General features: G+C 61.2%; 26 protein-coding genes. 11 read left to right on the plus strand and 15 right to left on the minus strand.

Annotation, left to right across the window (positions count from 1 at the left end; genetic code table 11):
• Together GPL20_RS04875 and GPL20_RS04880 are read left to right on the plus strand one after the other, a co-directional pair.
• The coding region (locus GPL20_RS04875; protein ID WP_157328263.1) for a hypothetical protein at nucleotides 1-301 on the plus strand (301 nt) is incomplete at its 5' end.
• 507 nt (nucleotides 302-808) lie between these two features.
• Nucleotides 809-1,045, plus strand: a complete 237-nt coding sequence (locus GPL20_RS04880) for a hypothetical protein (RefSeq protein WP_157328265.1) — start codon at nucleotides 809-811, stop codon at nucleotides 1,043-1,045.
• A 65-nt stretch (nucleotides 1,046-1,110) separates the two neighbouring features.
• Here the strand turns inward: GPL20_RS04880 and GPL20_RS04885 are convergent, their stop codons facing one another.
• The 6 genes from GPL20_RS04885 to dnaG all read right to left on the minus strand — a co-directional run bounded on the left by GPL20_RS04885 (nucleotide 1,111) and on the right by dnaG (nucleotide 8,488).
• Complete coding sequence (locus GPL20_RS04885) at nucleotides 1,111-1,956, minus strand: TIR domain-containing protein (protein WP_157328267.1); 846 nt, start codon at nucleotides 1,954-1,956, stop codon at nucleotides 1,111-1,113.
• 33 nt (nucleotides 1,957-1,989) lie between these two features.
• Nucleotides 1,990-2,541, minus strand: a complete 552-nt coding sequence (locus tag GPL20_RS04890) for a hypothetical protein (protein WP_157328269.1) — start codon at nucleotides 2,539-2,541, stop codon at nucleotides 1,990-1,992.
• A 16-nt stretch (nucleotides 2,542-2,557) separates the two neighbouring features.
• A complete protein-coding gene (locus GPL20_RS04895; RefSeq protein WP_157328271.1) occupies nucleotides 2,558-2,959 on the minus strand; it encodes a Clp protease/crotonase-like domain-containing protein in 402 nt (133 codons plus the stop codon).
• 722 nt (nucleotides 2,960-3,681) lie between these two features.
• Nucleotides 3,682-3,924 (minus strand): hypothetical protein, encoded by a 243-nt coding sequence (locus GPL20_RS04900; RefSeq protein WP_157328273.1) that lies wholly within the window; start codon nucleotides 3,922-3,924, stop codon nucleotides 3,682-3,684.
• Nucleotides 3,925-3,935: 11 nt separating this feature from the next.
• Nucleotides 3,936-6,077 (minus strand): RNA polymerase sigma factor RpoD, encoded by a 2,142-nt coding sequence (gene rpoD, locus GPL20_RS04905; protein WP_157328275.1) that lies wholly within the window; start codon nucleotides 6,075-6,077, stop codon nucleotides 3,936-3,938.
• A gap of 506 nt (nucleotides 6,078-6,583) precedes the next feature.
• Nucleotides 6,584-8,488, minus strand: coding sequence for a DNA primase (gene dnaG, locus GPL20_RS04910; RefSeq protein ID WP_157328277.1), 1,905 nt, complete (start codon nucleotides 8,486-8,488; stop codon nucleotides 6,584-6,586).
• Nucleotides 8,489-8,865: 377 nt separating this feature from the next.
• On the opposite strand from dnaG, the gene GPL20_RS04915 reads away from it, so the two are divergent.
• The 3 genes from GPL20_RS04915 to GPL20_RS04925 all read left to right on the plus strand — a co-directional run bounded on the left by GPL20_RS04915 (nucleotide 8,866) and on the right by GPL20_RS04925 (nucleotide 10,162).
• A complete protein-coding gene (locus GPL20_RS04915) occupies nucleotides 8,866-9,189 on the plus strand; it encodes a BrnT family toxin (RefSeq protein ID WP_157328279.1) in 324 nt (107 codons plus the stop codon).
• Nucleotides 9,098-9,451 carry a BrnA antitoxin family protein gene (locus GPL20_RS04920; protein ID WP_246250115.1) on the plus strand — a complete coding sequence of 118 codons (354 nt, stop codon included), beginning with the start codon at nucleotides 9,098-9,100 and terminating at the stop codon, nucleotides 9,449-9,451. The genes GPL20_RS04915 and GPL20_RS04920 overlap by 92 nt, the downstream gene beginning before the upstream one ends.
• Before the next feature lie 147 nt (nucleotides 9,452-9,598).
• The gene (locus GPL20_RS04925) at nucleotides 9,599-10,162 is read left to right on the plus strand and encodes a chlorite dismutase family protein (RefSeq protein WP_157328281.1); all 564 of its coding nucleotides are present in this window, start codon (nucleotides 9,599-9,601) and stop codon (nucleotides 10,160-10,162) included.
• 191 nt (nucleotides 10,163-10,353) lie between these two features.
• Here the strand turns inward: GPL20_RS04925 and GPL20_RS04930 are convergent, their stop codons facing one another.
• On the minus strand, nucleotides 10,354-10,752 hold the full coding sequence (locus tag GPL20_RS04930) for a gamma-glutamylcyclotransferase family protein (protein WP_157328283.1): 399 nt from the start codon (nucleotides 10,750-10,752) through the stop codon (nucleotides 10,354-10,356).
• A 122-nt stretch (nucleotides 10,753-10,874) separates the two neighbouring features.
• On the opposite strand from GPL20_RS04930, the gene GPL20_RS04935 reads away from it, so the two are divergent.
• Entirely contained in the window at nucleotides 10,875-11,678 is an 804-nt protein-coding gene (locus GPL20_RS04935) for an N-formylglutamate amidohydrolase (protein WP_157328284.1), read from the plus strand.
• Nucleotides 11,679-11,681: 3 nt separating this feature from the next.
• Here the strand turns inward: GPL20_RS04935 and GPL20_RS04940 are convergent, their stop codons facing one another.
• A complete protein-coding gene (locus GPL20_RS04940) occupies nucleotides 11,682-12,302 on the minus strand; it encodes a LysE family translocator (RefSeq protein ID WP_205751137.1) in 621 nt (206 codons plus the stop codon).
• Nucleotides 12,303-12,439: 137 nt separating this feature from the next.
• Here GPL20_RS04940 and GPL20_RS04945 point away from each other — a divergent pair, with 137 nt between their 5' ends.
• From GPL20_RS04945 to GPL20_RS04955, 3 genes are read left to right on the plus strand one after another with little or no spacing between them, the layout of a single operon-like run.
• Nucleotides 12,440-12,754: an ArsR/SmtB family transcription factor gene (locus GPL20_RS04945; RefSeq protein ID WP_157328286.1), complete on the plus strand. Its 315-nt coding sequence runs from the start codon at nucleotides 12,440-12,442 to the stop codon at nucleotides 12,752-12,754.
• Nucleotides 12,747-13,217 (plus strand): SRPBCC family protein, encoded by a 471-nt coding sequence (locus GPL20_RS04950; protein ID WP_157328288.1) that lies wholly within the window; start codon nucleotides 12,747-12,749, stop codon nucleotides 13,215-13,217. The genes GPL20_RS04945 and GPL20_RS04950 overlap by 8 nt, the downstream gene beginning before the upstream one ends.
• Nucleotides 13,214-13,726 (plus strand): SRPBCC family protein, encoded by a 513-nt coding sequence (locus tag GPL20_RS04955; RefSeq protein ID WP_157328290.1) that lies wholly within the window; start codon nucleotides 13,214-13,216, stop codon nucleotides 13,724-13,726. Before GPL20_RS04950 ends, GPL20_RS04955 begins: the two co-directional genes overlap by 4 nt.
• Before the next feature lie 145 nt (nucleotides 13,727-13,871).
• On the opposite strand, the gene GPL20_RS04960 is transcribed toward GPL20_RS04955, so the two are convergent.
• The 7 genes from GPL20_RS04960 to GPL20_RS04990 all read right to left on the minus strand — a co-directional run bounded on the left by GPL20_RS04960 (nucleotide 13,872) and on the right by GPL20_RS04990 (nucleotide 19,640).
• On the minus strand, nucleotides 13,872-14,642 hold the full coding sequence (locus GPL20_RS04960; RefSeq protein ID WP_157328292.1) for a DUF2189 domain-containing protein: 771 nt from the start codon (nucleotides 14,640-14,642) through the stop codon (nucleotides 13,872-13,874).
• A gap of 129 nt (nucleotides 14,643-14,771) precedes the next feature.
• A complete protein-coding gene (locus GPL20_RS04965; protein ID WP_157328294.1) occupies nucleotides 14,772-15,215 on the minus strand; it encodes a hypothetical protein in 444 nt (147 codons plus the stop codon).
• A gap of 2 nt (nucleotides 15,216-15,217) precedes the next feature.
• The gene (locus GPL20_RS04970; protein WP_157328296.1) at nucleotides 15,218-15,586 is read right to left on the minus strand and encodes a nuclear transport factor 2 family protein; all 369 of its coding nucleotides are present in this window, start codon (nucleotides 15,584-15,586) and stop codon (nucleotides 15,218-15,220) included.
• A 79-nt stretch (nucleotides 15,587-15,665) separates the two neighbouring features.
• On the minus strand, nucleotides 15,666-16,133 hold the full coding sequence (locus GPL20_RS04975; protein WP_157328298.1) for a MarR family winged helix-turn-helix transcriptional regulator: 468 nt from the start codon (nucleotides 16,131-16,133) through the stop codon (nucleotides 15,666-15,668).
• Nucleotides 16,134-16,153: 20 nt separating this feature from the next.
• A complete protein-coding gene (locus GPL20_RS04980; RefSeq protein WP_157328300.1) occupies nucleotides 16,154-17,764 on the minus strand; it encodes an acyl-CoA synthetase in 1,611 nt (536 codons plus the stop codon).
• Nucleotides 17,765-17,892: 128 nt separating this feature from the next.
• On the minus strand, nucleotides 17,893-19,032 hold the full coding sequence (locus GPL20_RS04985) for an epoxide hydrolase family protein (protein WP_157328302.1): 1,140 nt from the start codon (nucleotides 19,030-19,032) through the stop codon (nucleotides 17,893-17,895).
• Nucleotides 19,033-19,184: 152 nt separating this feature from the next.
• Nucleotides 19,185-19,640 (minus strand): GatB/YqeY domain-containing protein, encoded by a 456-nt coding sequence (locus GPL20_RS04990; protein WP_157328304.1) that lies wholly within the window; start codon nucleotides 19,638-19,640, stop codon nucleotides 19,185-19,187.
• 226 nt (nucleotides 19,641-19,866) lie between these two features.
• Between GPL20_RS04990 and carA the strand changes: the two genes are divergently transcribed.
• Together carA and GPL20_RS05000 are read left to right on the plus strand one after the other, a co-directional pair.
• Nucleotides 19,867-21,057 (plus strand): glutamine-hydrolyzing carbamoyl-phosphate synthase small subunit, encoded by a 1,191-nt coding sequence (gene carA, locus GPL20_RS04995; RefSeq protein WP_157328306.1) that lies wholly within the window; start codon nucleotides 19,867-19,869, stop codon nucleotides 21,055-21,057.
• Nucleotides 21,058-21,281: 224 nt separating this feature from the next.
• On the plus strand, nucleotides 21,282-21,803 hold the full coding sequence (locus GPL20_RS05000) for a hypothetical protein (protein WP_157328307.1): 522 nt from the start codon (nucleotides 21,282-21,284) through the stop codon (nucleotides 21,801-21,803).
• The last annotated feature ends 4 nt before the right edge of the window (nucleotides 21,804-21,807 follow it).

The following is a 21,807-nucleotide window of genomic DNA, read 5'->3' on the forward strand; positions in this document are numbered from 1 at the left end:
CCTCCGCATCCCCCTGTTCCGCCTCCTCGCCATCAACCTTGCGATCGGCGCCTGCGCCGCGGCGCTCCTCGTCGGCGGGCTGCTCCGGCTCAACCCCTCGCATCTGCGCGAGCTCATCTTCGCCGACAGCTCACCGGGCATTGCACTGCTGTTGCTGCTCGCCTCCTTCCTCATCACCTTCGGCTCGGCCGCGATGGGCAGCGCGATCATGGCGCAGGGACGCAAGGAGAAGGATGGTCGAGGCGGCGGCGGACATGGATCGCAGCTTGCCGCGCAGGAGTTGGCGCGGCGCGCGCGCTGAGTTCCGCACGGACGGAACTCGCCGCATGCGCGATGAGACCTTTCGCATGCCATAGGGAAGAGATGCAGACCGTAATATTTACACGCGGAAGGTGCATTCTCTCGCTGCAATTGCGAGGGCGACAAGGTGAACGAAGTGTTTAGGCTGTCCAACCATCTGTATCGAGGAACCCGCCGAAACGGGCTCCACGATCAGCGCATATCTGCTGCGCTGGCTGCGACATCCATGCCGCCCGATTTGCCTTGCCATCGCAGGATGCGAGCTATAGTCTTCTATTTAAGGTTGTCGCCCTGCCAGCCCCGGGCGATGCTGAAGACCAAAGTAAACGGCGGACCTTCGCGGTCCGCCGTTTATTTTTTGAGACAGCAGTCACCTGGCGCCGCCCCCCATAAACGATCGCGATCAAACAGCCCCCATCGCCGGCCAGACAAGCGCTCCGGCGCGACGCGCATGTCGACAAAGCGCGAAGTCATTTGACTGCGGCCCCCTGATCGACGACAAGCCGCCATGGCCAAAAAACCCGGAACCAATCCCAAGGGCGAATTCGCCTTCTTCAACGTCGTCTATGAAGACGATTCCCAGCGCTCCAACCGCCGCGTGCCCACTGAACTGCTCGGCGGCCTCGACGGCGACGAGCCCGCGCGCGGCTTCATCATGGAGCAGGACCGCGAGATCGCCGAGAAGAGCGGCCGCCCGGCGCTGGAGATCAAGCGGATCGAGCGGGTCGGGGCGAAGAAGAAGTAGGCGAGCTACCGGTAAATTGCGCACTTGTTGGCAGCAAGTCTATTGCCTAGTGACGATGCGGGAAATCACCGCAGCAACGCTGCTGGATTGATCATATAGCCTGCAGACGCAAGCTCCTTGGCCAAATCCATCTTCCATGCCCCCAGTGCATCGAACTTTGTATAGACAACGCCAAGATAGTCGCTGGGTATCTCAAGATCATCGGACACCAGAACGCAGACCTTGGATCGCCCCAAGAGACCGGTGAAGTATCCTAGTTCAACTACAACGTTTTGCCTCGCTCGAGGACGCCGAAGCTCTGGCCTGTTTGCTGGCCCTCCCTCATCGTCCGCACTCATGAGTACCACCGCGAAGCCCGCCTGAGCAGCATTTCGCTCGAACTTTTCGATGATGGTCTTTCCTTGATTCACCTGCTCGTGGAGAATTATTGGAAGAAGACCAAGTCCCTCGACGTATCGCGCAACCGTTTGCTTCATTGCCTCGTTGTGCCCATGCACAACAAAGATCGACTTCGATCGGGGATCCGCACCTGCCGCCTCGGCGGAAGGCGCACCGTTTTCTCCCTTGCCCAGCGCTTTAGATGAAGGGCCAAACTTGGCTGGTAGCTCGATCAAATCAAGGCCATGGCGCCTAGCGACAACCTCTCTGTAACCCCGCTGCAGTTTGTAACCGCCGTTCGCCTTCACGAACCTTGGCGGATTCGACTTTAGCCCATCGGAAAGATATGGCGCGAGTCGCGATGGCAGCGCTAGATCGCATGCCCGGAAGCACTCGCCGACTTGCGTTACTGTTGCTGCAGGAGCATTTCCCTTGACGGTTAAGTAGTAGACGAACAAATCAACAAGATCGGAATACTTCAGCGAAGCGGCCTCACTGACTGAACTTAGAAACTGATTTACTTCATCATTCATCGGAGCAACTCGTTGGCTTGCTTAGAATCGGGATCACTTCTGCAGTTCTTTTATGAGTTCAGCCGCGCGCTTCAGCCCGGGAGCCGTAAGTGTCCACCCCTTGTCCTTCGAGCCGGTAAACTCGTTTCCCTTGTCTTTCATGTGGGCCGCGTGATTTGCGCTGTCGTAGCAACCCGAAATTTCGCACAACGCACGGGCCGCCTTGTCTGCAAATGTGGGAGCACCAGTGCAGAGGAGTTGGCCAAGCCCAGTTAGTACATAGGCATTGTAGGTCTGCTCTTTCTTATTCCGCCCAGGCACCGCTGCAATGAAGTCAGCTACTCCGCCTTCTATGTGGAAGATTTGCTGAAGCTCGACAGTTGAAACTCCGTGCTGGCTCATCCACGACTTCGCCCGAGACGGCAGGGCATCGAGTTCGACGCCGTCGGCCTTGGACCCACCAAAGGTCGGCGCCGCGATCATCGATTGAGCGTCGCCCAGCAACGCTAGCGCTGCTCCTATCACTCGGGCACGATCTTCAGACGATAGCGGTGACAGAACTTCGACAACCTTGGTCATCGCATCGAGAGGTACAAGCTTTTCCACGAACAGCTCCTAAGACTCAATTGAGTTCATGCTCGACGTGCCGTTCACCGGTTGACGTTAGTTGCCAAGCCTTCTTCGAATCTTTCTTTTCGCTCGTTCCCATGAGGAAGCCTCGCGCAATATTCTTGTTGACCGCGTCATTCATATTTTTTGGCAACTTCTCGCGGGCCGAGCGGAAAGCCGACTCCAAGTCCGAAACATTGAATGACGCGATGCCCTCTTCACGCTCGAGGAAGTAGGCCAATGCCAACACCTTCTGCGTTTCTGATTTCAATTTCTTGGAGAGCATGAACTCCTTTGCTGAGAGCTTTCGCTCTTTAGCGACAGCTTCGCGGCTTTCGCCGCCTATCAGTCTTTCAAGCCTCTCCACCCGTTCTTCAAGCCTCTGCAGCCGAAGCTCCATACTTTCGTTTTCCATACGTTTTCTCTACGTTCGCCTTCCGGCTAAAATGGATAATTTATGGATACAATCCGTATGATATATGAAATTGTATTGGATCGCAAGTCCGGCAACAGACCCCCATCGTCACCCCCGACACGACGTCAAATTCTGCACTTTTTTCCCTGCATACGTACCCATCCTTTAGAAGGGATCATAATCTCGACACCCCTTCGCATCAGATATATTTTAGCTAATTGACTTGACTATGTGATTTATCTTGTACTACGTAAACTATTGTATACGCTAATTTATTTTGCGAAATCGATAGATAATTTTGAATTTGCTGGCATATCGATAATTATGGTCGAGGCGATAGGCCGACGGTCGCGATAATGCCAATTAGCGCCAGTCGTGACCGCGCAAGAGCAATGTCGGATCAAATCCTCCTTGCGGCCTACCGACGGTGAAGCGATTGCCAAAGCAGGACCGGGCATTTTTTGATGCTGGGAAAGGCACGAATCGGAAGATTCGAACAAGGATGCCCGCCTGATCCGGAGTCGATCCTACGATCGCCGCGAGCCGAGAAACGCTCTACTCGCGAAGCGAGTGCTGTTTCGGAGGCGAGGATATTTCAGCGGAATGCCGCTGCACGCTTTCAAAGGATGAACGCAATTATCGCTGAGAGAGGGCCGCCTACGCTATCGACCGCCAAGCATGGCATTGAAGATGCTGCGAAATTCGCTCTTTTTGCCCGATAGTCATTCGAAGGCATAGGGGAAAACTAATTTCATCTGGGAGGTCGCGCCCAAGCCCGCGATAATGCCGATTAGCGCCAGCCGTGACCACGCAGGAGCAATGGCGGACCAAGTCCTCTTAGCGGCATACCGCAGCGAGACGATAGCTATGGCGACGTTCGCCACCGAATGGGCGATAGAAAAGAACGGCGGGCTTTGCGGCCCGCCATTTTTGTTTGGATGGATGCCCGGGTCGAGCCCGGGCATGACAATCCGAATTAGTTGTCCAGGAACGACCGCAGCTTCCGGCTCCTTGACGGATGCTTCAGCTTGCGCAGCGCCTTCGCTTCGATCTGGCGGATACGCTCGCGCGTCACGCTGAACTGCTGGCCGACTTCTTCCAGCGTGTGGTCGGTGTTCATGCCGATGCCGAAGCGCATGCGGAGCACGCGCTCTTCGCGCGGCGTGAGCGAGGCGAGCACACGCGTGGTGGTCTCGCGCAGGTTGGACTGGATCGCGGCGTCGATCGGCAGGATCGCGTTCTTGTCCTCGATGAAATCGCCGAGATGTGAATCCTCTTCGTCACCGACGGGCGTTTCGAGCGACAAGGGCTCCTTGGCGATCTTGAGGACCTTGCGGACTTTTTCGAGCGGCATGCCGAGCTTCTCGGCGAGCTCTTCCGGGGTCGGCTCGCGGCCGATCTCGTTGAGCATCTGGCGGGAAGTGCGCACGATCTTGTTGATCGTCTCGATCATGTGCACGGGGATGCGGATGGTGCGCGCCTGGTCGGCGATCGAGCGGGTGATCGCCTGCCGGATCCACCACGTGGCGTAGGTCGAGAACTTGTAGCCGCGGCGGTACTCGAACTTGTCGACCGCCTTCATCAGGCCGATGTTGCCTTCCTGGATCAGGTCGAGGAACTGCAGGCCGCGGTTGGTGTACTTCTTGGCGATCGAGATCACGAGACGCAGGTTGGCTTCCACCATCTCCTTCTTGGCCTGCCGTGCCTCGCGCTCGCCCTTCTGCACGGAATGCACGATCTTGCGGAACTCGACGATCTCGAGCCCGGTCAGCGCCGCGAGCTGATGCACCTCATGGCGAAGGTCCTTGATGCGGTCCTTCTCGTGGTGGACGAAGTTCTTCCAGCCCTTGGCCGAGAGTTTGGACACGCGGTTGAGCCAGCGCGGATCGAGCTCCGAGCCGGTGTAGTTGCGCAGGAAGTCCTCGCGCGCGACGCCGTGGCTGTCGGCAAGGCGCATCAGGCGGCCCTCATGCGAGACGAGGCGCTTGTTGATGTCGTAGAGCTGCTCGACGAGCGAGTCGATGCGGGCCTGGTTGAGGCGCAGCGACTTCACCTCGACGATGATCTCGTCCTTCAGCTTCTTGTACTTGCGCTCCTGGTGCGGCGAGAGCGACTCGTTCTGGAGCTGGTTCTGGATGTCCTGCTCCTGAAGCTTGCGCAGCTTCTTATAGCTGTCGGCGATCTTGTCGAAGATCTCGACGACCTTCGGCTTGAGTTCGGCCTCGATCGCCGCGAGCGACATCTGGTTCTCGAACTCGTCGTCGTCCATGTCGGCTTCGGCCGCGGCCTCGCCCGGATCCTTCTCGCCGCCTTCGCCGTCACCGGCGGCGGGCGCGGCACGGAACGGGGTCGGCGACGGGGGAGCGGCGGGCGGCGCGACATGCGCGGGCGCAGCGCCGGTTGCCGGTGCGGCCTCGCCGCCCTCGGCCGGCGCTTCGCCGTTCTCGCCGGCGGGACCGCCGATCATCGCGGTGTTCATGCCGCCCTTGGCGTCGGGACCGGCATAGGTCGCTTCGAGATCGATGATGTCGCGGAGGAAGATCTTGCCTTCGTTGAGCTCGTCGCGCCAGATGATGATGGCCTGGAAGGTCAGCGGGCTCTCGCAGAGGCCTGCGATCATCGCCTCGCGGCCGGCCTCGATGCGCTTGGCAATCGCGATTTCGCCTTCGCGGGACAAGAGCTCGACCGTGCCCATCTCGCGCAGATACATGCGCACGGGATCGTCGGTGCGCTCGCCCGGCTCGCTCTTCTTGACCTCGGTGACGGCCTTCTGGGTGACCTCGACGAGCTCGTTGTCGGTCTCGTCCTCGCCCTCGTCCTTGTCCTCCTCGCCTTCGCTGTCGTCGGCTTCGGTGACGTTGATGCCCATGTCCGAGAGCATCGACATGATGTCCTCGATCTGTTCGGGCGAGGTCTGGTCGGACGGCAGCACTTCGTTGAGCTGATCGAAGGTCACGAAGCCGCGCTTCTTGGCCTGCTTGATCATCTTCTTCACGGCCGCGTCGGACAGGTCGAGCAAGGGCGAGGGCGCGTCCTGGGAATCCTTCTCCGGCGCGTCCGCTGCCTTGTCGTCTTTTTCCTTGTCCTTCGCCTGCAGCGTCTTTGCCTTGGTGGCCATCCATTGCTCCTAAACGCGCTTCATGCCGGACGTTCGCCGCGTCCGCCTGAATTCACTTGAACCTGTTGCTCGACGCTCTCGCTTCGGCAGCTCTCGACACGGAAAGGGCGGCGCACCTAACTCTCGCCACCCCCAACTTTCTCTCGCCGGAATTGCCTAACGCTTCGTGAGCCTCTTTGTCGCAGCGGATGCAGGTGTAGTCCCAACAGAGCTTGCGCGGATTCATTCCTGACGCGTCTGTTCTGCCTGCGGCCGCCTCTGGGCCAAAGTGCTACAAGACCGTTAAGCCTCGATTAACCCTGTTTTTGCCGCCAAACCTTGGATTTGGCGAGTCTTTTAGCGGTTCCGGCCCCGGCCGTCCGCATGATTCTTTCATCACACGCTCTTCTGGAACCGACCCGACAGCTCGCCAAAACCCCACTATCGACCAGTTCGACTTGCTAAGTAGTAGTCAAGCTTTGAACCGCAAGAAGAAATACCATCTCCAGGTACAATGATACCTCGAACTAGGCCGAAACTTGCAGACTAGCCGGCTCTGGCGACCAGATTCGGGTTAGGACGTTAGCTTCCTCGGCAAGAATCAGCCCTTCGGCTTGAATTTCCGCATGAGTTTCATGCCGAACATTCACGAGATTCACCAACTGCTCCATGGCCCCGTCTCCACCGGGCTGCCCGGCCTCGAACTGGACCCGTGCGATATCATCGTCCATCTGGTGAAGGTGAATGATCCGAATAAAGTGGTCCATACATCGAGAGATGAAATCCCTGGGTGGATCCTTCTTCAAAATCGGAAACCGCCGAAAGAGCCGATAACCCCTAGGCCGCCCTTCTGCCTCGTCACCGTGAATACTTTCCAACGTTTCGTAGAAGCTTGGCCCCAGCCGTCGATAGATGAGCTGGACCGTTAACTGCTCTTCGTCGATCAGCAGTTGATGAAGCGCTTCCCAGAAGGTCTGAAGCTCCGTTGCAAACTGCAGACGAAAAACCTCGTCCTGCTTTTCATCCAGCAGATCGGGATAATGGACCAACATTCCGAGTAGGACACGCTGCAGGCCATAGCGAGGTCCATCCTTCGAAATCTTGACCCTGTCGCGTACGAGCTTGCTCGGCCCATCGTCCTTCGATGCCTTTCCCCTTCCGATCTGCCAAAAGAGGCTCGCAAGCTGCATCCTGCAGGTACGAAAATAGGCCTTGTGAACGTTGGGGTCTTTGATAGTGCGAACTAGTCCATACAACTTCTGTTCGAGTGCCGCCTGTTTGTCTGGAGTTCTCACATCTGTGCCAGCGATCTCTCGCTCCCAGAGAACGTCCCACATTGGCAAAGAGCCCGCGAGTACGCTTTTAAATGCTTCAACTCCTTTTTCACGAATGAGATCGTCGGGATCCTTTTGCTCAGTCATAAACGCAAAGCGAAAAGCGCGCCCGACTGTCAGCAATGGCAAGATCCGATCGATAGAACGGTGCGCCGCCGCAACGCCGGCGCGATCAGAGTCGAAGCAAATCACAGGTTCTGGCGACAATCGCCAGAGAGTTGCGATCTGCTCTTCAGTGAATGCCGTGCCCATCGTTGCAACAACACTTTTGATACCAGCTTGCGAAATCGCTATGGCATCCATGTACCCCTCTACGGCCACGACTGAACCGGCCTTGTGAGCGGGCTCACGGGCACGATGGAAGTTGAAAACGACGGACCCTTTGTGGAAGATCGAGGTCTCCGGCGAATTAAGGTATTTGGGCTGCACGTCGCTTTTCAAAGCGCGACCACCAAACCCGACCACTCGGCCGCGCTGATCGTGTATAGGAATGATTACGCGATCGCGGAAGCGATCGTACGGCACGGGAATGTCATCACCGGCTATTAGCAAGCCAGTCTCGATCATGTCCGCAACGGATACGCCCTTAGAACCCAGAAATTCCTTCAATCCATATCGACTTGCAGGCGCATAGCCGAGCCTGAACTCGACATTTGTCGAAGGAACAATGCCGCGATCGGAAAGATATCCTCGAGCTTGAGCTCCCAAATTTGACGCAAGATTCTGCTCGAAATACTTCGTCGCAAGCTCCATGACGTCAAAGAGAGACTTTTGCCTATGCTCTCTCTGCTCTTCCTCTCGAGAAGTACGGGGCAGTGGCAGCCCAGCAAGGCCAGCCAGACGCTCTACGGCTTCCGGAAAGGAGACGCCCTCCGTCTCCATTACAAAATCGAAGATATTGCCGTGCTTACCGGTCGAGAAGTCGTGATAAAATTGCTTCTGGTCGTTGACCGTGAACGATGGGGTCTTCTCTTGCTGGAATGGAGACAGCCCCTTCCATTCGCGACCGGCCCTCTTCAATTTCACACGCCGTCCCACGACGTCTGAAATCGGCAGACGCGCTTTCAGCTCGTCTAGAAAGCTAGGCGGGAAGCGCATGCGCTATCTCACTCACAACAAATTCCGAGGGAAGCGTAGACACGCTCTGCTCGCGACAGTCACGAATCGCAGGCAGCCACACCAGAGCCAAAAATAGTATGTTCTTATTTTGTTCTGGTCAATCCACGTTTTCACACCTTTCCACAGCCCATCAGCGGATTGGCAAGACCGCAACCTACTCCCACTTAAGACGAAGATTGACAAATGTATATACACTTACGTATATACATTTGCACATACTAAAAGGAGCGCCTCGTATGAAATGGCCTTAGCTTGCCGAGGAACCTACCGAGGATGGCGATCAACCGTCCGAGGGATATCGACATAGGAGATATTTCAAATGAATGGGATCCAACGGAAATTAAAGGGCCACAAGCATGGCTGTCGACGAATCGAGGATTCCGCTCGAACAGATTTCCGCGTTCGAATGGGATGAGACTAAGCGCGCGAGCAATTTAGAGAAACACGGAATTGATTTTGAAGATGCTACGGAGATTTTTTACGGAGACATCTTGGTTAGCAGGTCAAACCGAAAGAATGAGGAGCGCTGGATAGCCTTAGGTGAAATCCAAGGACGCATCATCGCCGTAGCGTACACTTGGCGGAAGAATGCGCTCCGAATCATCTCGGCACGTCGCGCAAGAAAGAATGAAGAAAGAGAATATCGTAACGCGAAAATGGGGCGATCGCCGGAAGGGTAAGACCGACTGGGCCCGCGTCGATGCGCTGACCGATGAAGACATCGCCGAGGCTGTCGCCAACGATCCAGATGCGGTGCCGATCGATATCGACTGGTCGGACGCCGTTCTGATCGTACCGCCGAAGAAAAAAGCCATCTCTATCCGCGTCGACGAGGATGTCCTCGACTTCTTCAAACGCGAGGGCGAGGGTTATCAGCGGCGCATCAATGCGGTGCTGCGCTCGTACATGCAGCAGAAGTCCAAGCCGAAGAAGCGGGCGTGATCCGGGGACGCGGAACTTAATCCCGACTAGAAAGCTCGTCATTCCAGGGCGCGAGCCCACGCAGCCAAGGGCGGTTTCACCGTCAGGGCCCGGAAATGACAGCAGCTGGGTCTTGAACCCTGCCCGGTTCCACGCTTCCATAGCGCCATGTTCAGGACGTTTCGAGGCGGCCACAGCGGGGGTTGGCGCGTGACCTCGATGTCGCCCGTGACGGGCGAGCCCCTGCCCTTCATGCCGGCGCTGTCGGTGACCGACAGCGAGGCCGTCGCATTGCCGCAGGTGCCCTCGCGCAATGCGTGGCGGCTGGTCGGCATCGCAAGCGCGCTGCGCTACACCGAGCGTGCCGAGAAGGAGCAGCTCGTGGCCGTGCAAGCCGGGCTCGGCCGGCCGGAAGCAACCAGCGCTGCGCTGATCCCGATCCGCAAGTCGCAAGCCTGGTGGGAGCTGACGCAGGAAGAGCGTCGCAGGATCTTCGAGGACAAGTCGCACCACATCGCGAGCAGCCTGCCCTACCTGCCCGCCATCGCGCGGCAGCTCTACCACAGCCGCGACCTCGGCGGGCCCTTCGATTTCCTGACCTGGTTCGAATTCGCACCCGCAGATGCCGCGCTGTTCGAGGAGCTGGTGGCAATGCTCCGGCGCACCGAGGAGTGGACCTATGTCGAGCGCGAGATCGACGTGCGCGTGGTGAAGGAAGTGCTGTCGGCTTAATGCTTGAGCTGCCGGCCACGATGAAGGTGCGCTCCCTCGCCCCGCTTGCGGGGAGAGGGTTGGGGTGAGGGGGAGTCTCCACAAGGACGGTGAGAATTGGACTCGCGGAGAGTCCCCCTCATCCGGATCGCATCTTCGATGCAAGCCGACCTCTCCCCGCAAGCGGGGCGAGGTGAAGTCCACATCCGCCGTCAGTGCTCGAGAAAACGACCGGACTCGATGCGCGGCAGGTCGGTGACGGGCCAATTGTAGACGTAGGTCCACGCTTTCTCCGTGACGCCATCCGGCAGCGTCACGTCGACGAGCATGCGCAGATATTCGGTCGGCTCCGGAAAACCCTCGCCGCAGGCTTCGTACATGTCGAGCTCGCGCAGGAGTTCGTCGCCCGCACGCAGGTGGAAAAGCTCGCCATGGACGATGTCGGACGGCGCGTCCGACAACAGCAGCCCCGGATAATGCTTCACCAGCACGAGCCTGCCGCGGCAGGTCGCCTCGCCAAGGAAATCGGCATGGGCCGCGAGCAGCCGCGCCATCGGATGGTCGAAGCCGCGCATCAGGGTGCCGTAGACGAACAGACGATCGGAGGTCATGGGCGCTTGTTAGCCTGCGAGCAGGCGCTCATTCAAGCCGTCGTCACGGTGGTGCTTTGAGGTCGCCTCTTCTATAGCTTGGTCCAGTCACGAATAGCTGCTGCTTCGACAGGCAATCCCGAATGGCTTCAGACGTAACCTGCGCGCCCTCTCAACTGCTGGGCAAGGGCGACATCGATCCGGTTCATGAGGCCAACATCACGGGGCGATCGCCCTTCCTGCTCACCGCGGATCATTACGGACGGGCGCTGCCGCGCGCGCTCGGTGATCTCGGCATCGCCGAAAGCGAGCTTGGCAGGCACATCGCCTGGGACATCGGCATCGCCGGCGTCGCCGAACGGCTGGCGGAGATGCTGGATGCGCACCTGATCGCGCAGCGCTATTCGCGGCTGGTGATCGACTGCAACCGGCCGCCGACCGCAGTGAGCTCGATCCCGGTCATCTCCGAAGCGACCGCGATCCCGCGCAATGAAGCAATCTCCGAGGGCGAGCGCGCGGCACGGCGACGCGAGATCTTCGAGCCGTATCATCACCGCATCGAGGCCACGATCAATCGCCGCCTGCACGACGAGCAGCCCACCGTGCTGGTGTCGCTGCACAGCTTCACGCCGGTCTATGCCGGCGTCGCGCGGCCCTGGCACATCGGCGCGCTCTACAACCGCGACACCGTGCTGCCGCAGCTCCTGCTCGGGCATTTGCGTGCCGAGAGCGATCTCGTCGTCGGCGACAACGAGCCCTACGCGGTGAGCGACGTCACCGACTACACCATCCCCGTGCACGGCGAAGCGCGCGGTCTCGTCAACACCGGCATCGAGATCCGCCAGGACCTGATCGCGGATCAATCCGGCCAGCAACAATGGGCCGAGCGGCTGGCGCGGATTCTTGCCGAGATCGAGGTGGAGCTGAAGGCGAAGTTGTTGGCGTAGGCTTCACTTCGCCCTTGTCAGCGCCAGCCAGATGCCGCCGCCGATCATGAAGCCGCCGGAGACGCGCGACATCATGCGCGTGCGGCGCGCCGAGAAGAATTTTCGCGCGCGCCCGGCGGCGATGGCGTAGAGCGCATCCGTCATCACCGCCGTGACCATGAAGGTGGCGCCCAGCAGCGCGACCTGCGGAAAGTGCGGCTGGTTCATGTCCATGAACTGCGGAATGAAGGCGCCGAAGAACACCAGCACTTTCGGGTTCGACAGCAGCACCAGGAAGCCTTGCAGGAAGAAGCCGCCGCGCGGCGGCGGGGGCGGCGCATCGACGTCGACGCCTTCGACCGGCGCCCAGATCAGCCTGATGCCGAGCCAGATCAGATAGGCGGCGCCGGCAAAGCGCACCCAGTCGAACCAGTAGCCCATGGTCGCCATCAGCGAGGTCAGACCGATCGCGACGATGCCGATGACGATAGCAAGGCCGGCCTGCGCGCCCGCGACGTTGGTCAGCGCCGCGCGCGTGCCGTGACGCAGGCCGTTGGCGATGACGAGGGTGACGATCGGACCCGGCAGCAGCGCGAGCGCGATGCAGGCGGCGACGAAGGCGAGATAGGCTTGCAGGGACATCATTTGCGGAGACTCGCTGAAGACGTGGCGGCTCATTAATGCACGCCGGCAGCAGGAACGGAAGCCGGTGCAGCGCGCGTTGTTCCCTCGGCATGATCGGCGCTTGACATGCAACCATTTGGTTGCCTATTATCCCTGCCATGGATGAGGTCTTCAAAGCGCTCGCCGATGCGTCACGACGGTCGCTGCTGGACAGGCTTCACGCCAGGAACGGCCAGACACTGAACGAACTCTGCGAGGGCCTCGCGATGACGCGGCAGGCCGTGACGAAGCATCTCGTCATTCTCGAGGAGGCCAATCTGGTCACGGCCGTCAGGCAGGGCCGCGAGAAGCTGCACTATCTCAATCCGGTGCCGATCCATCAGATCGGCGAACGCTGGATCAGGAAATTCGAGCGCGGCAAGCTCGCCGCGCTCAGCGAGTTGAAACGCCAGTTGGAGAAGCGCGATGAGTAAACCGCAATTCGTCTACGTGACCTACATCGAAACCACGCCGGAGAGACTGTGGGAGGCGCTGACGTCGAGCGAGTTCACGAAGCAATACTGGTTCGGCGCCGAGGTCCGGTCCGACTGGAAAGTCGGCTCACCCTTCGCGCTCATGCTGGACGGCGAGGTCACCGATTCCGGCGATATCCTCGAGGCCGATCCGCCGCGACGCCTCTCCTACAGCTTCAAGCACCATAAGTTCGAGGAACTACGCAATGAGCCGATATCACGCGTCGTCTTCACCATCGAACCGTTCGGCTCGCTCGTGCGTTTGACCGTGCTGCACGACGGCTTTGTCGAGGGCGGCAAATACCTCGGCGCCGTCTCCAACGGCTGGCCGGCGATCCTGTCCGGACTCAAGAGCCTGCTGGAGAGAGGCAAGGTGCTCGCCATTCCGCGCACGGCGCTCAACAAAGGATTCGACGCAAAATGAACGTGGAGCAATTCAAGCCGCTGACCGTCTACACCATCTACATCGCCTCGACGCCGGACAAGGTGTGGGAGGCGCTGACATCGGCCGAGTTCAGCCGCATGTATTTCTTCGGCAACACGGTGGAGGTCGAGCCACGCCTCGGCGGCGCGTTCATCGTGCGCACGCCGGACGGCGCGCTGCACATCAGCGGCGAGGTTCTCGCATACGATCCGCCGCGAAGGCTGTCGGTCACCTTCAACGTCAACTGGCCCGAGCTGATCGAGAAGCTCGGCCCGACCCTCGTCACCTACGAGATCGAACAGGTCGGCGAAGCGACCCGGCTCACCATGAGCGAAGGCCACGACCGCCCCCTCAGCGACGACATCCTCGAAGGCGGACGGCAGGGCTGGCCGGCGATCCTGTCCGGCCTCAAGAGCGTGCTGGAGACCGGCAAGCCGCTGGTCGTCCAGATGGGTCCGCCACGGCGGATGCTCGACGCGTTGAAGGCGATGGGGATCAAGACGCCTTAAGCCACCACTGTCGTCCCGGGGCGCGCGAAGCGCGAGCCCGGGACCCATAACCACAGGAAGAGGTTTGGCGAAGACTCGCGGTTACCAATCTTCCCTGCACTTCTCCCTGTGGTTATGGGCCCCCGCCTTCGCGGGGGCGACGACCTCACACCGGCACTACAAGACGCCGATAGAGGTGCCAGGTCGCGTGCCCCAGCACCGGCAGCGTCACGACCAGTCCTAGGAAGTAAGGCAGCGCCGAGACGATCAGCAGCATCACGATCACCGCGGCCCAGGCGATCATCGGCAACGGGCTGGTCACCACCGCGCGCACGCTCGTCACCATGGCAGTGACGAAATCGACCTCGCGGTCGAGCAGCAGCGGAAACGACACCACGGTCAGCGAGAACAGAATCAGCGACAGTGCGGCGCCGACCGCATTGCCGATCGCGAGGAACAAGAGACCCTCATTGGTGGTCAGCACCACCGTCATGAATTCCTGGAGGCTCGAGAAGGACGCGTGCAGGCCGAGCAGCAGCGCGATCAGGAGCCGCACCTGGTACATCCAGATCACGAACACGAACAGCGTGACGAAGGCCATCCAGCCGATCTCGCTGCGGGAGCGCACCGTCGACCAGATGGCACCGAACGAGACCGGCTCGCCGCGCTCGCGGCGGCGGCTGACCTCATAGAGGCCGATCGCCACGAACGGCCCGATCAGTGCGAAGCCGGCGGCCAGCGGATAGACGAGATAGACCATACCAAAGGCGGTGAGGCACAGCATGATGGCGATGCCGCCGGCGGCGTAGAGCGCACCGAAGCAAAGCCCGTACAACGGCAGCGCCTGGAAATCGCGCAGACCCTCGACCAGCGCTTCGGCGATGTCGGTCGCTGCGACGGAACGCACCACCGGATCGACTTTGCCCGAGATGGACATCGGCTCCCTCCCTCACGCAATCTTCGTCGCGCGTTGTTGGGTCGATGTTAGCTCGCTCTCGCGATCCCTGCACGGAAGAGTTGGGCGGTCAGCAGATACCACCACCCTTCGTCTGAGGCGCCGCGCTTGTCAGGCGCCCGACGCAAGCAGAAGCGCCACGCCGAGATTGGCCGCGAACAGGGCCGCGTCGATGACGAAGATCCTGAGCATCGGGCCCTTCAGCACGGGCCAGTAAGCGACCCCGACACGCCCGCCGCGCATCAGGACCGGAACGTTGTAGACGAACTGGCTGAAGTGGCAGGCGGCAAAGAACAGGGACAGCACGAGTTGGGCTTCGATCGGCTGGAAGAAAGACGGGCGCGCGGCCAGAAGATAGAACGACAGCAGCCCGATCGGCAGATTCATCCCGCCGAGGAACGCCACGCTGGCGGCCAGCGTCGGCGCGATCGGATTGCTGCGCTCTTCCCGCGGCAGCAATATCTTCAGCGTGTTGGCTTGCGCGATGCTGAACTGGATGAAGGCACCGACGAACCAGAGCGCGTTGAGAAGCAGAACGATATCCAAAAGACGCATGGTTATTTTCCGTAGAAGGCTTCGCTGCGCACCACACGGCCCGCATCGTCGAAATCCATGAATTCGCTGGCGCGCGTGTCGCCGAGCTGCCACCACACCGTCAGGCGTGCGAAGGTGTCGTCCCAGCTCCAGCTCAGGATCTTCAGGTCGGCGCTTTCGATGTGGCCATAGGCCTGCCGCCAATAGGCGCGGATATTCTCGACGCCCGTGACGACCGGAGAACCGGTCAGCTCCAGCGCCAGAGGGCTGCGCATCTGCGCATGGTCGGCAAAATGCGCGAGCACCGCGTCGATATCGACCCTGCACCAGTTCGCACACCATGCCGTGACGAAGCGTTCGGCGGTCGCGCGATCCATTTTCCATCCGCCCATGACGCGGTTCTCCTCCGGCTCGGAACGGAAGAGTGGCAAAGCCGACATCTCATGTCAATCATGTTGACTTGAGACTTCGTCAGTTGTTGTCGGCGATCGCCTCCATGACGGCCATCCATGCGGCCGCCTCCGACGCCCCGGCGCGATCGAACGCCTCGCGCAGGACCTTGCGTTCGTGGTCCGATGCCCTCTGCTCGATGCGCTGCCCCGCGACCGTCAGGCGCAGCAGCTTGGAACGATGCTGCTCGGGCGAGCGCTGTGACGTCAGGAGCTTGCGCTCCAGCAACAGCTTGAGCGGCCGGTTGAGGGCCTGCTTGGAAATGCCGAGGGTCTCGATCAGCGCGCCGATCGCGATGTCGGGGCGGCGCGCCACCACGTAGAGGATGCGGTGGTGCGGACGCGAGAGGCCCTGCTGCGCAAGATATGCATCGGCCTCCAGCGTCATCCCGCGCCAGCCGTAGTACATCAGCTCCAGCGCCGCATCCAGATCGTGCAGCTTCGTAAGGGAGGCGCGGTGAAGCCCCGCGGCTTGCGACGTCTTTGCCATCGTTCCCGACTTTAGAGAACCTACCCCCTCGCCCGCAACTCGCGCCGCAACACCTTGCCGGTGGCGGTCATCGGCAGCGTCTCGGCAAACTCGACGAAGCGCGGATATTCGTGGGCGGCGAGCTGCACCTTGACGAACTCCTGGATCTCGCGCGCGAGTGCGTCACTGCCCGCAAAGCCGGGGCGCAACACGATCCAGGCCTTGATCGATTCGGTGCGGATCGGATCGGGAATGCCGACCACCGCCGCCATGGCGACCGAGGGATGCTTCATCAGCGTATGCTCGATCTCGGACGGGCCGACGCGATAGCCGGCCGTGGTGATGACGTCGTCCTCGCGGCTGACGTACCAGAAATAGCCGTCGTCATCCTGCACACCGAGATCGCCGGTGAGCAGGAATTCCCCGGCATATTTCTTCGCCGTCGCCTCCGGATTGCGCCAATATTCGAGCATGGTGACGGGACAGGGCTGGCGCACGCCGATGATGCCGCGCTGGCCGCGCGGCATTTCCTCGCCCTTGTCGTCGACGATGCGGACGTCGAAGCCCGGCGTCGCCTTGCCCATCGAACCCGGGCGGATCGGAAACAGGTTGGAGTTGCTGCCGATCACCAGATTGCACTCGGTCTGGCCGAACACTTCATGCGCATCGATGCCGAAAGTCTCGCGCACCCAGCCGAGCAGCTCACCACCGAGGGATTCACCGCCGGTAAAAATGCTGCGCAGCTGGACGCCGGAATGCTTCACGCCGGCCTGGCGCATCAGCTTCAACGCGGTCGGCGGCAGGAAGACGTTGCGCACACCGAGGTCGGCCATCATCTGCATCGCCGCCTGCGGCTCGAATTTTCGCGCGCGGTGGCCGACCAGGGGAATGCCATGATACCAGAATGCCAAGAGGCCGTTGACGAGGCCACCGATCCAGGCCCAGTCCGCCGGCGTCCACATGAGATCGCCGGGGCGCGGCAGGAAGTTGTGACACATCTCGACGTTCGGCAGATGGCCGAGCACGACGCGATGCGCATGCAGCGCGCCCTTCGGGTTGCCGGTTGTGCCTGATGTGTAGATGATCAGCGCGGGATCATCGGCGGAGGTGTCCACGGTCGCGAAGTCCTCGGATGCGGTTTCGATCGCCGGCCAGAACGGTTTTGCGCCGGCGTGGACGGCGCCGCTCGTAACATAGATGTCCTGCAAATAGGGCAGCCGATCGCGGATCTTGGTGAGCTTCTCCCAGCCCGCCTCATCGGTGATGATGGCCCTTGCCTGCGAATTCGACAGGCGGAATTCCAGCGCGTCCTCGCCAAACAGCGCAAACAGCGGGATCGAGATCAGCCCGGAGCGGAATGCCGCCATGTGCGCGATCGGCAGTTCCAGCGACTGCGACAGGAACACCGCGACGCGGTCGCCGCGCGTGAGCCCATCCGCCTTCAGCACATTGGCGAAGCGGCGCGACATGTCGGCGACCTCGTCGAAGGAGGTGCGCGTGGTGGCGCCGTTGTCGTCGACATAGATCAGCGCGAGACGGCCGGTGCCGTCGGCATGGCGATCGCAACAAGCCTCCGCCATGTTGAAGCGCGCAGGGATGTCCCAGCGGAAATTGCGATAGAGCTCGTCGTAGGTCTTGGCTTCGGTCAGCATGGCCTGGCGTTTCCACGGTCTCGGCGTCATGGCCGGACTAGTTCCAGCCATCCACGTTCTGCTTCTTCGGCCTAGTCTAAGCTCGTGGATGCCCGGGACAAGCCCGGGCATGACGGCTGAGTGCGAGACTACCGCACCGTCGCGAAGAACTTGCGCACATCGCGCACGAACAGCTCCGGCTGCTCGAAGGCGGCGAAATGGCCACCCTTCTCCATCTCGCTCCAGTGCGTGATGTTGTGAAAGTTCGGCTCCATCCAGCGCCGTACCGGCGTGATGATCTCCTTGGGAAACGCCGCGACGCCCGTCGGCACCTTGACCACCGGAATCGTCCGGCGTTTGCCAAAACTTTCCCAATAGAGCCGCGCCGACGAGGTCGCCGTCTCCGTCGCCCAGTAGAGCATGACGTTGTCGAGCAACTCGTCCCTGGTGAAGATGTTCTCGGGATGGCCGTCGCAATCGGTCCAGGCCCAGAATTTTTCAAGGATCCAGGCCGCCTGCCCGCTCGGTGAATCCGTCAGGCCGTAACCGAGCGTCTGCGGCCGGGTCGACTGCTGCTTGGAATAGCCGGTGTCGAGATCGACGTAATGCTTGAGGCCGGCGAGCGCACGCTTCTCCTCCGGCGTCGGCTCGCCCTCGATGCGCGGCGGCGAGATGAAGGACAGCGTGATGTGAATGCCGGCGCAATGCCCGGCGTCCTGCGCCGCGAGCGAGGCCGTCACCGCCGAGCCCCAGTCGCCGCCTTGCGCGCCGTAACGCGCATAACCAAGACGGTCCATCAGCTTGGCCCAGGTCGCGGCGATGCGGTCGACGCCCCATCCGGTGGTCCTCGGTTTCGCCGAGAAGCCATATCCGGGGAGCGACGGACAGATCACATGGAAGGCATCGGCGGGATTGCCGCCGTGCGCGGCCGGATCGACCAGCGGCGCGATCACCTTCTGGAATTCGACGATCGAGCCGGGCCAGCCATGGGTGATGATCAGCGGCAGCGCCGACGGCTCCTTCGAGCGCACATGGACGAAGTGGATGTCGAGGCCATCGATCTCGGTGGTGAACTGCTCGAAGCGGTTGAGCTTCGACTCGCGCGTCCGCCAGTCGTAACCATCAGCCCAGTAGGCGCAGATCTCCTGGATCCATCTGAGCGGCGCGCCCTGGCTCCAGTCATCGACGAGTTCAGCATCCGGCCAGCGCGTGCGGGCAAGGCGTGATTTGAGGTCGGACAGGACGTCGTCGCTGATGGCGATGCGGAACGATTTGACGGCGCCGGTCATCGGTTGCCTCCCCTAGTTTCTTCTTGTCATTCCGGGGCGCGCAAAGCGCGAGCCCGGAATCCATTTCGCAACAGGGCCGGTAGCACGATGGATTCTCAGATGCGCAATTGCGCATCATAGTTCGGCGCTTCGCACCGCCCCGGAATGACGACCTAGCCCGACAGCGCGGCCTTCACGAGACCAGACGCCTTGCCGAAATCCATCTGTCCCGCATACTTCGCGCGCAACACCGCGATCACCTTGCCCATGTCCTTCATGCCGGCGGCACCGGTCTCGGCGATCGCGTCCGCGATCGCCTTCTTCACCTCGTCGTCTGTCATCTGCTTCGGCAGATAGGCCGAGATCACCGCGATCTCCTCGCGCTCCTGCGCGGCGAGCTCGGCGCGGCCGCCCTTGTCGTAGAGCTCGACCGCCTCCTGACGCTGCTTGATCATCTTCTGGAGCACGGCGAGCAGGTCGGCATCCGACAGCGGCGGCTTGCCGTTGCCGCGGGCATCGATGTCGGCGTTCTTGATGGTCGAGTTGACCATGCGCAGCGTGGACAGCTTGCGCTCGTCCTTGGCCTTCATGGCCTCCTTGACCGCATTGTTGATGTCGTCGCGCAGCATGGCCTTGTCCTCTCGTTCGATCTTGCCTGATCTAAGCCGTTCACCGGAAAGAGGCCATACCGGACCTGTCGCCGGAGCATTGTTTCCCCACGGGACGCCGAAACGGCGCAAAATTGCCAGTTCCGGCTTAAGTGCCTGAGGAGGCCTGTCAAATATGCAAAAACGCATGTGAATCGGCCTCTTCCCGCTTTGACGGGCGCGCGTGGGGGCCTTATGAAACCCGCTCATGACACAACATGACAACGATCCCGCCTGGCCGGACCACAAACCGACCGCGCTCCTCGTGCTTGCCGACGGCACAGTGCTGGAGGGCTTTGGTCTCGGCGCCGAAGGCCACGCCGTCGGTGAGGTCTGCTTCAACACCGCGATGACCGGCTATGAGGAGATCTTGACCGATCCCTCCTATGCCGGCCAGCTCATCACCTTCACCTTCCCGCATATCGGCAATGTCGGTACCAACGAGGAAGACATCGAGACGGTGAACATGGCCGCGACGCCCGGCGCGCGCGGCGTGATCCTGCGCACCGCGATCACCGATCCCTCGAACTACCGCGCCACCAAGCATCTCGATCAGTGGCTGAAGGCACGCGGCATCATCGGCCTCTCCGGCATCGACACCCGTGCGCTGACCGCGCTGATCCGCAACAAGGGCATGCCCAACGCCGTGATCGCTCACGCCAGAAACGGCGAGTTCGACCTGCACGGCCTCAAGGAAGAGGCGCGGGAATGGCCCGGCCTCGAGGGCATGGACCTCGTGCCGATGGTCACCTCGGGCCAGCGCTTCACCTGGGACGAGACGCCCTGGCTCTGGGACAAGGGCTTTGGCCGGCAGGAGAAGCCGGAGTTCAACGTCGTCGCCATCGACTACGGCATCAAGCGCAACATCCTGCGCCTGCTCGCCGGAGTCGGCTGCAAGGTGACGGTGGTGCCGGCGACGACCTCGTCCGAGGACATTCTGGCGATGAAGCCGGACGGCGTATTCCTGTCGAACGGTCCGGGCGATCCGGCCGCGACCGGCAAATATGCGGTGCCCGTGATCCAGGACGTCATCAAGTCGGGCACGCCGACCTTCGGAATTTGTCTGGGCCACCAGATGCTCGGCCTCGCCGTCGGCGCCAAGACGAAGAAGATGCATCAGGGCCATCACGGCGCCAACCATCCCGTCAAGGACGAGACCACCGGCAAGGTCGAGATCACCTCGATGAACCACGGCTTCGCGGTGGACGAAAAGACCCTGCCGAAGGGCGCGACGCAGACCCACATCTCGCTGTTCGACGGCTCCAATTGCGGCATCCAGCTCGACGGCAAGCCGGTGTTCTCGGTGCAGTACCACCCCGAGGCCTCGCCGGGCCCGCGCGACTCGCACTATCTGTTCCAGCGCTTTGCCGACCTGATGCGGCAGAAGAAGAGCGCGTAAGGCGCTTGCAACTCCTGTGAAAAAGGCCCGGGCTCGTCCCGGGCTTTTTTTCGTCATTCCGGGGCGCGCAAAGCGCGAGCCCGGAATCCATCGCACAGCAAACTGTGCGGCACGATGGATTCCGGGCTCGACGCTGTGCGTCGCCCCGGAATGACGCGGGGAGACTGAGGAACCTCGCCTCACGCCCCTCGTTGATCCCTGCTATTCTTGTGCGGGAGCCCGCCATGTCCGTCATCCGCGACAACGCCGAACCGCTCGCCATCGTCTTCGAGGACGACGGGCTCGTGCCGAACAACATCCTCCCGTTCCTGGTCTATCAGGGCGCGGTGAAGCTCGACCCGAAACGCCCCGAAGAGACTATCGAAGAGCTGTTCGAAGCGAACAGCTGGGGCGGCACGTGGCGCAACGGCGTCTACGACTATCTGCACTATCATGCGACCGTGCACGAGGTGCTCGGCGTTGCGCGCGGCAGCGCTCGCGTCCGCTTCGGCGGCGATCATGGCCAGGAGCTTCAGATCAAGGCCGGCGACGTCGCGATCCTCCCCGCAGGCACAGGGCATCAGCGCATCAAGGCGAGCGACGATTTCTGCGTGATCGGCGCCTATCCGCCGGGGGCGAAGATGGAGATCACGCGGGCAACGCCGGAGAACCACGCCAAGGCGCTGAAGACGATTCCGAAGGTTGCGATGCCGCCCGCCGATCCGGTGACGGGGAAGGATGGGGCGCTGATGCGGTTGTGGCGGTAGCGAC

It is taken from the genome of Bradyrhizobium cajani, assembly GCF_009759665.1.
GTDB lineage: Bacteria > Pseudomonadota > Alphaproteobacteria > Rhizobiales > Xanthobacteraceae > Bradyrhizobium > Bradyrhizobium cajani.

Coding starts and splice junctions, on each gene's coding strand:
- GPL20_RS04880 (WP_157328265.1), top strand. CDS start 809: ATGGCCAAAAAACCCGGAACCAATCCCAAGGGCGAATTCGCCTTCTTC.
- GPL20_RS04885 (WP_157328267.1), bottom strand. CDS start 1,956: ATGAATGATGAAGTAAATCAGTTTCTAAGTTCAGTCAGTGAGGCCGCT.
- GPL20_RS04895 (WP_157328271.1), bottom strand. CDS start 2,959: ATGGAAAACGAAAGTATGGAGCTTCGGCTGCAGAGGCTTGAAGAACGG.
- GPL20_RS04900 (WP_157328273.1), bottom strand. CDS start 3,924: ATGCCCGGGCTCGACCCGGGCATCCATCCAAACAAAAATGGCGGGCCG.
- rpoD (WP_157328275.1), bottom strand. CDS start 6,077: ATGGCCACCAAGGCAAAGACGCTGCAGGCGAAGGACAAGGAAAAAGAC.
- dnaG (WP_157328277.1), bottom strand. CDS start 8,488: ATGCGCTTCCCGCCTAGCTTTCTAGACGAGCTGAAAGCGCGTCTGCCG.
- GPL20_RS04915 (WP_157328279.1), top strand. CDS start 8,866: ATGGCTGTCGACGAATCGAGGATTCCGCTCGAACAGATTTCCGCGTTC.
- GPL20_RS04920 (WP_246250115.1), top strand. CDS start 9,098: ATGCGCTCCGAATCATCTCGGCACGTCGCGCAAGAAAGAATGAAGAAA.
- GPL20_RS04925 (WP_157328281.1), top strand. CDS start 9,599: ATGTTCAGGACGTTTCGAGGCGGCCACAGCGGGGGTTGGCGCGTGACC.
- GPL20_RS04930 (WP_157328283.1), bottom strand. CDS start 10,752: ATGACCTCCGATCGTCTGTTCGTCTACGGCACCCTGATGCGCGGCTTC.
- GPL20_RS04935 (WP_157328284.1), top strand. CDS start 10,875: ATGGCTTCAGACGTAACCTGCGCGCCCTCTCAACTGCTGGGCAAGGGC.
- GPL20_RS04940 (WP_205751137.1), bottom strand. CDS start 12,302: ATGATGTCCCTGCAAGCCTATCTCGCCTTCGTCGCCGCCTGCATCGCG.
- GPL20_RS04945 (WP_157328286.1), top strand. CDS start 12,440: ATGGATGAGGTCTTCAAAGCGCTCGCCGATGCGTCACGACGGTCGCTG.
- GPL20_RS04950 (WP_157328288.1), top strand. CDS start 12,747: ATGAGTAAACCGCAATTCGTCTACGTGACCTACATCGAAACCACGCCG.
- GPL20_RS04955 (WP_157328290.1), top strand. CDS start 13,214: ATGAACGTGGAGCAATTCAAGCCGCTGACCGTCTACACCATCTACATC.
- GPL20_RS04960 (WP_157328292.1), bottom strand. CDS start 14,642: ATGTCCATCTCGGGCAAAGTCGATCCGGTGGTGCGTTCCGTCGCAGCG.
- GPL20_RS04965 (WP_157328294.1), bottom strand. CDS start 15,215: ATGCGTCTTTTGGATATCGTTCTGCTTCTCAACGCGCTCTGGTTCGTC.
- GPL20_RS04970 (WP_157328296.1), bottom strand. CDS start 15,586: ATGGGCGGATGGAAAATGGATCGCGCGACCGCCGAACGCTTCGTCACG.
- GPL20_RS04975 (WP_157328298.1), bottom strand. CDS start 16,133: ATGGCAAAGACGTCGCAAGCCGCGGGGCTTCACCGCGCCTCCCTTACG.
- GPL20_RS04980 (WP_157328300.1), bottom strand. CDS start 17,764: ATGCTGACCGAAGCCAAGACCTACGACGAGCTCTATCGCAATTTCCGC.
- GPL20_RS04985 (WP_157328302.1), bottom strand. CDS start 19,032: ATGACCGGCGCCGTCAAATCGTTCCGCATCGCCATCAGCGACGACGTC.
- GPL20_RS04990 (WP_157328304.1), bottom strand. CDS start 19,640: ATGCTGCGCGACGACATCAACAATGCGGTCAAGGAGGCCATGAAGGCC.
- carA (WP_157328306.1), top strand. CDS start 19,867: ATGACACAACATGACAACGATCCCGCCTGGCCGGACCACAAACCGACC.
- GPL20_RS05000 (WP_157328307.1), top strand. CDS start 21,282: ATGTCCGTCATCCGCGACAACGCCGAACCGCTCGCCATCGTCTTCGAG.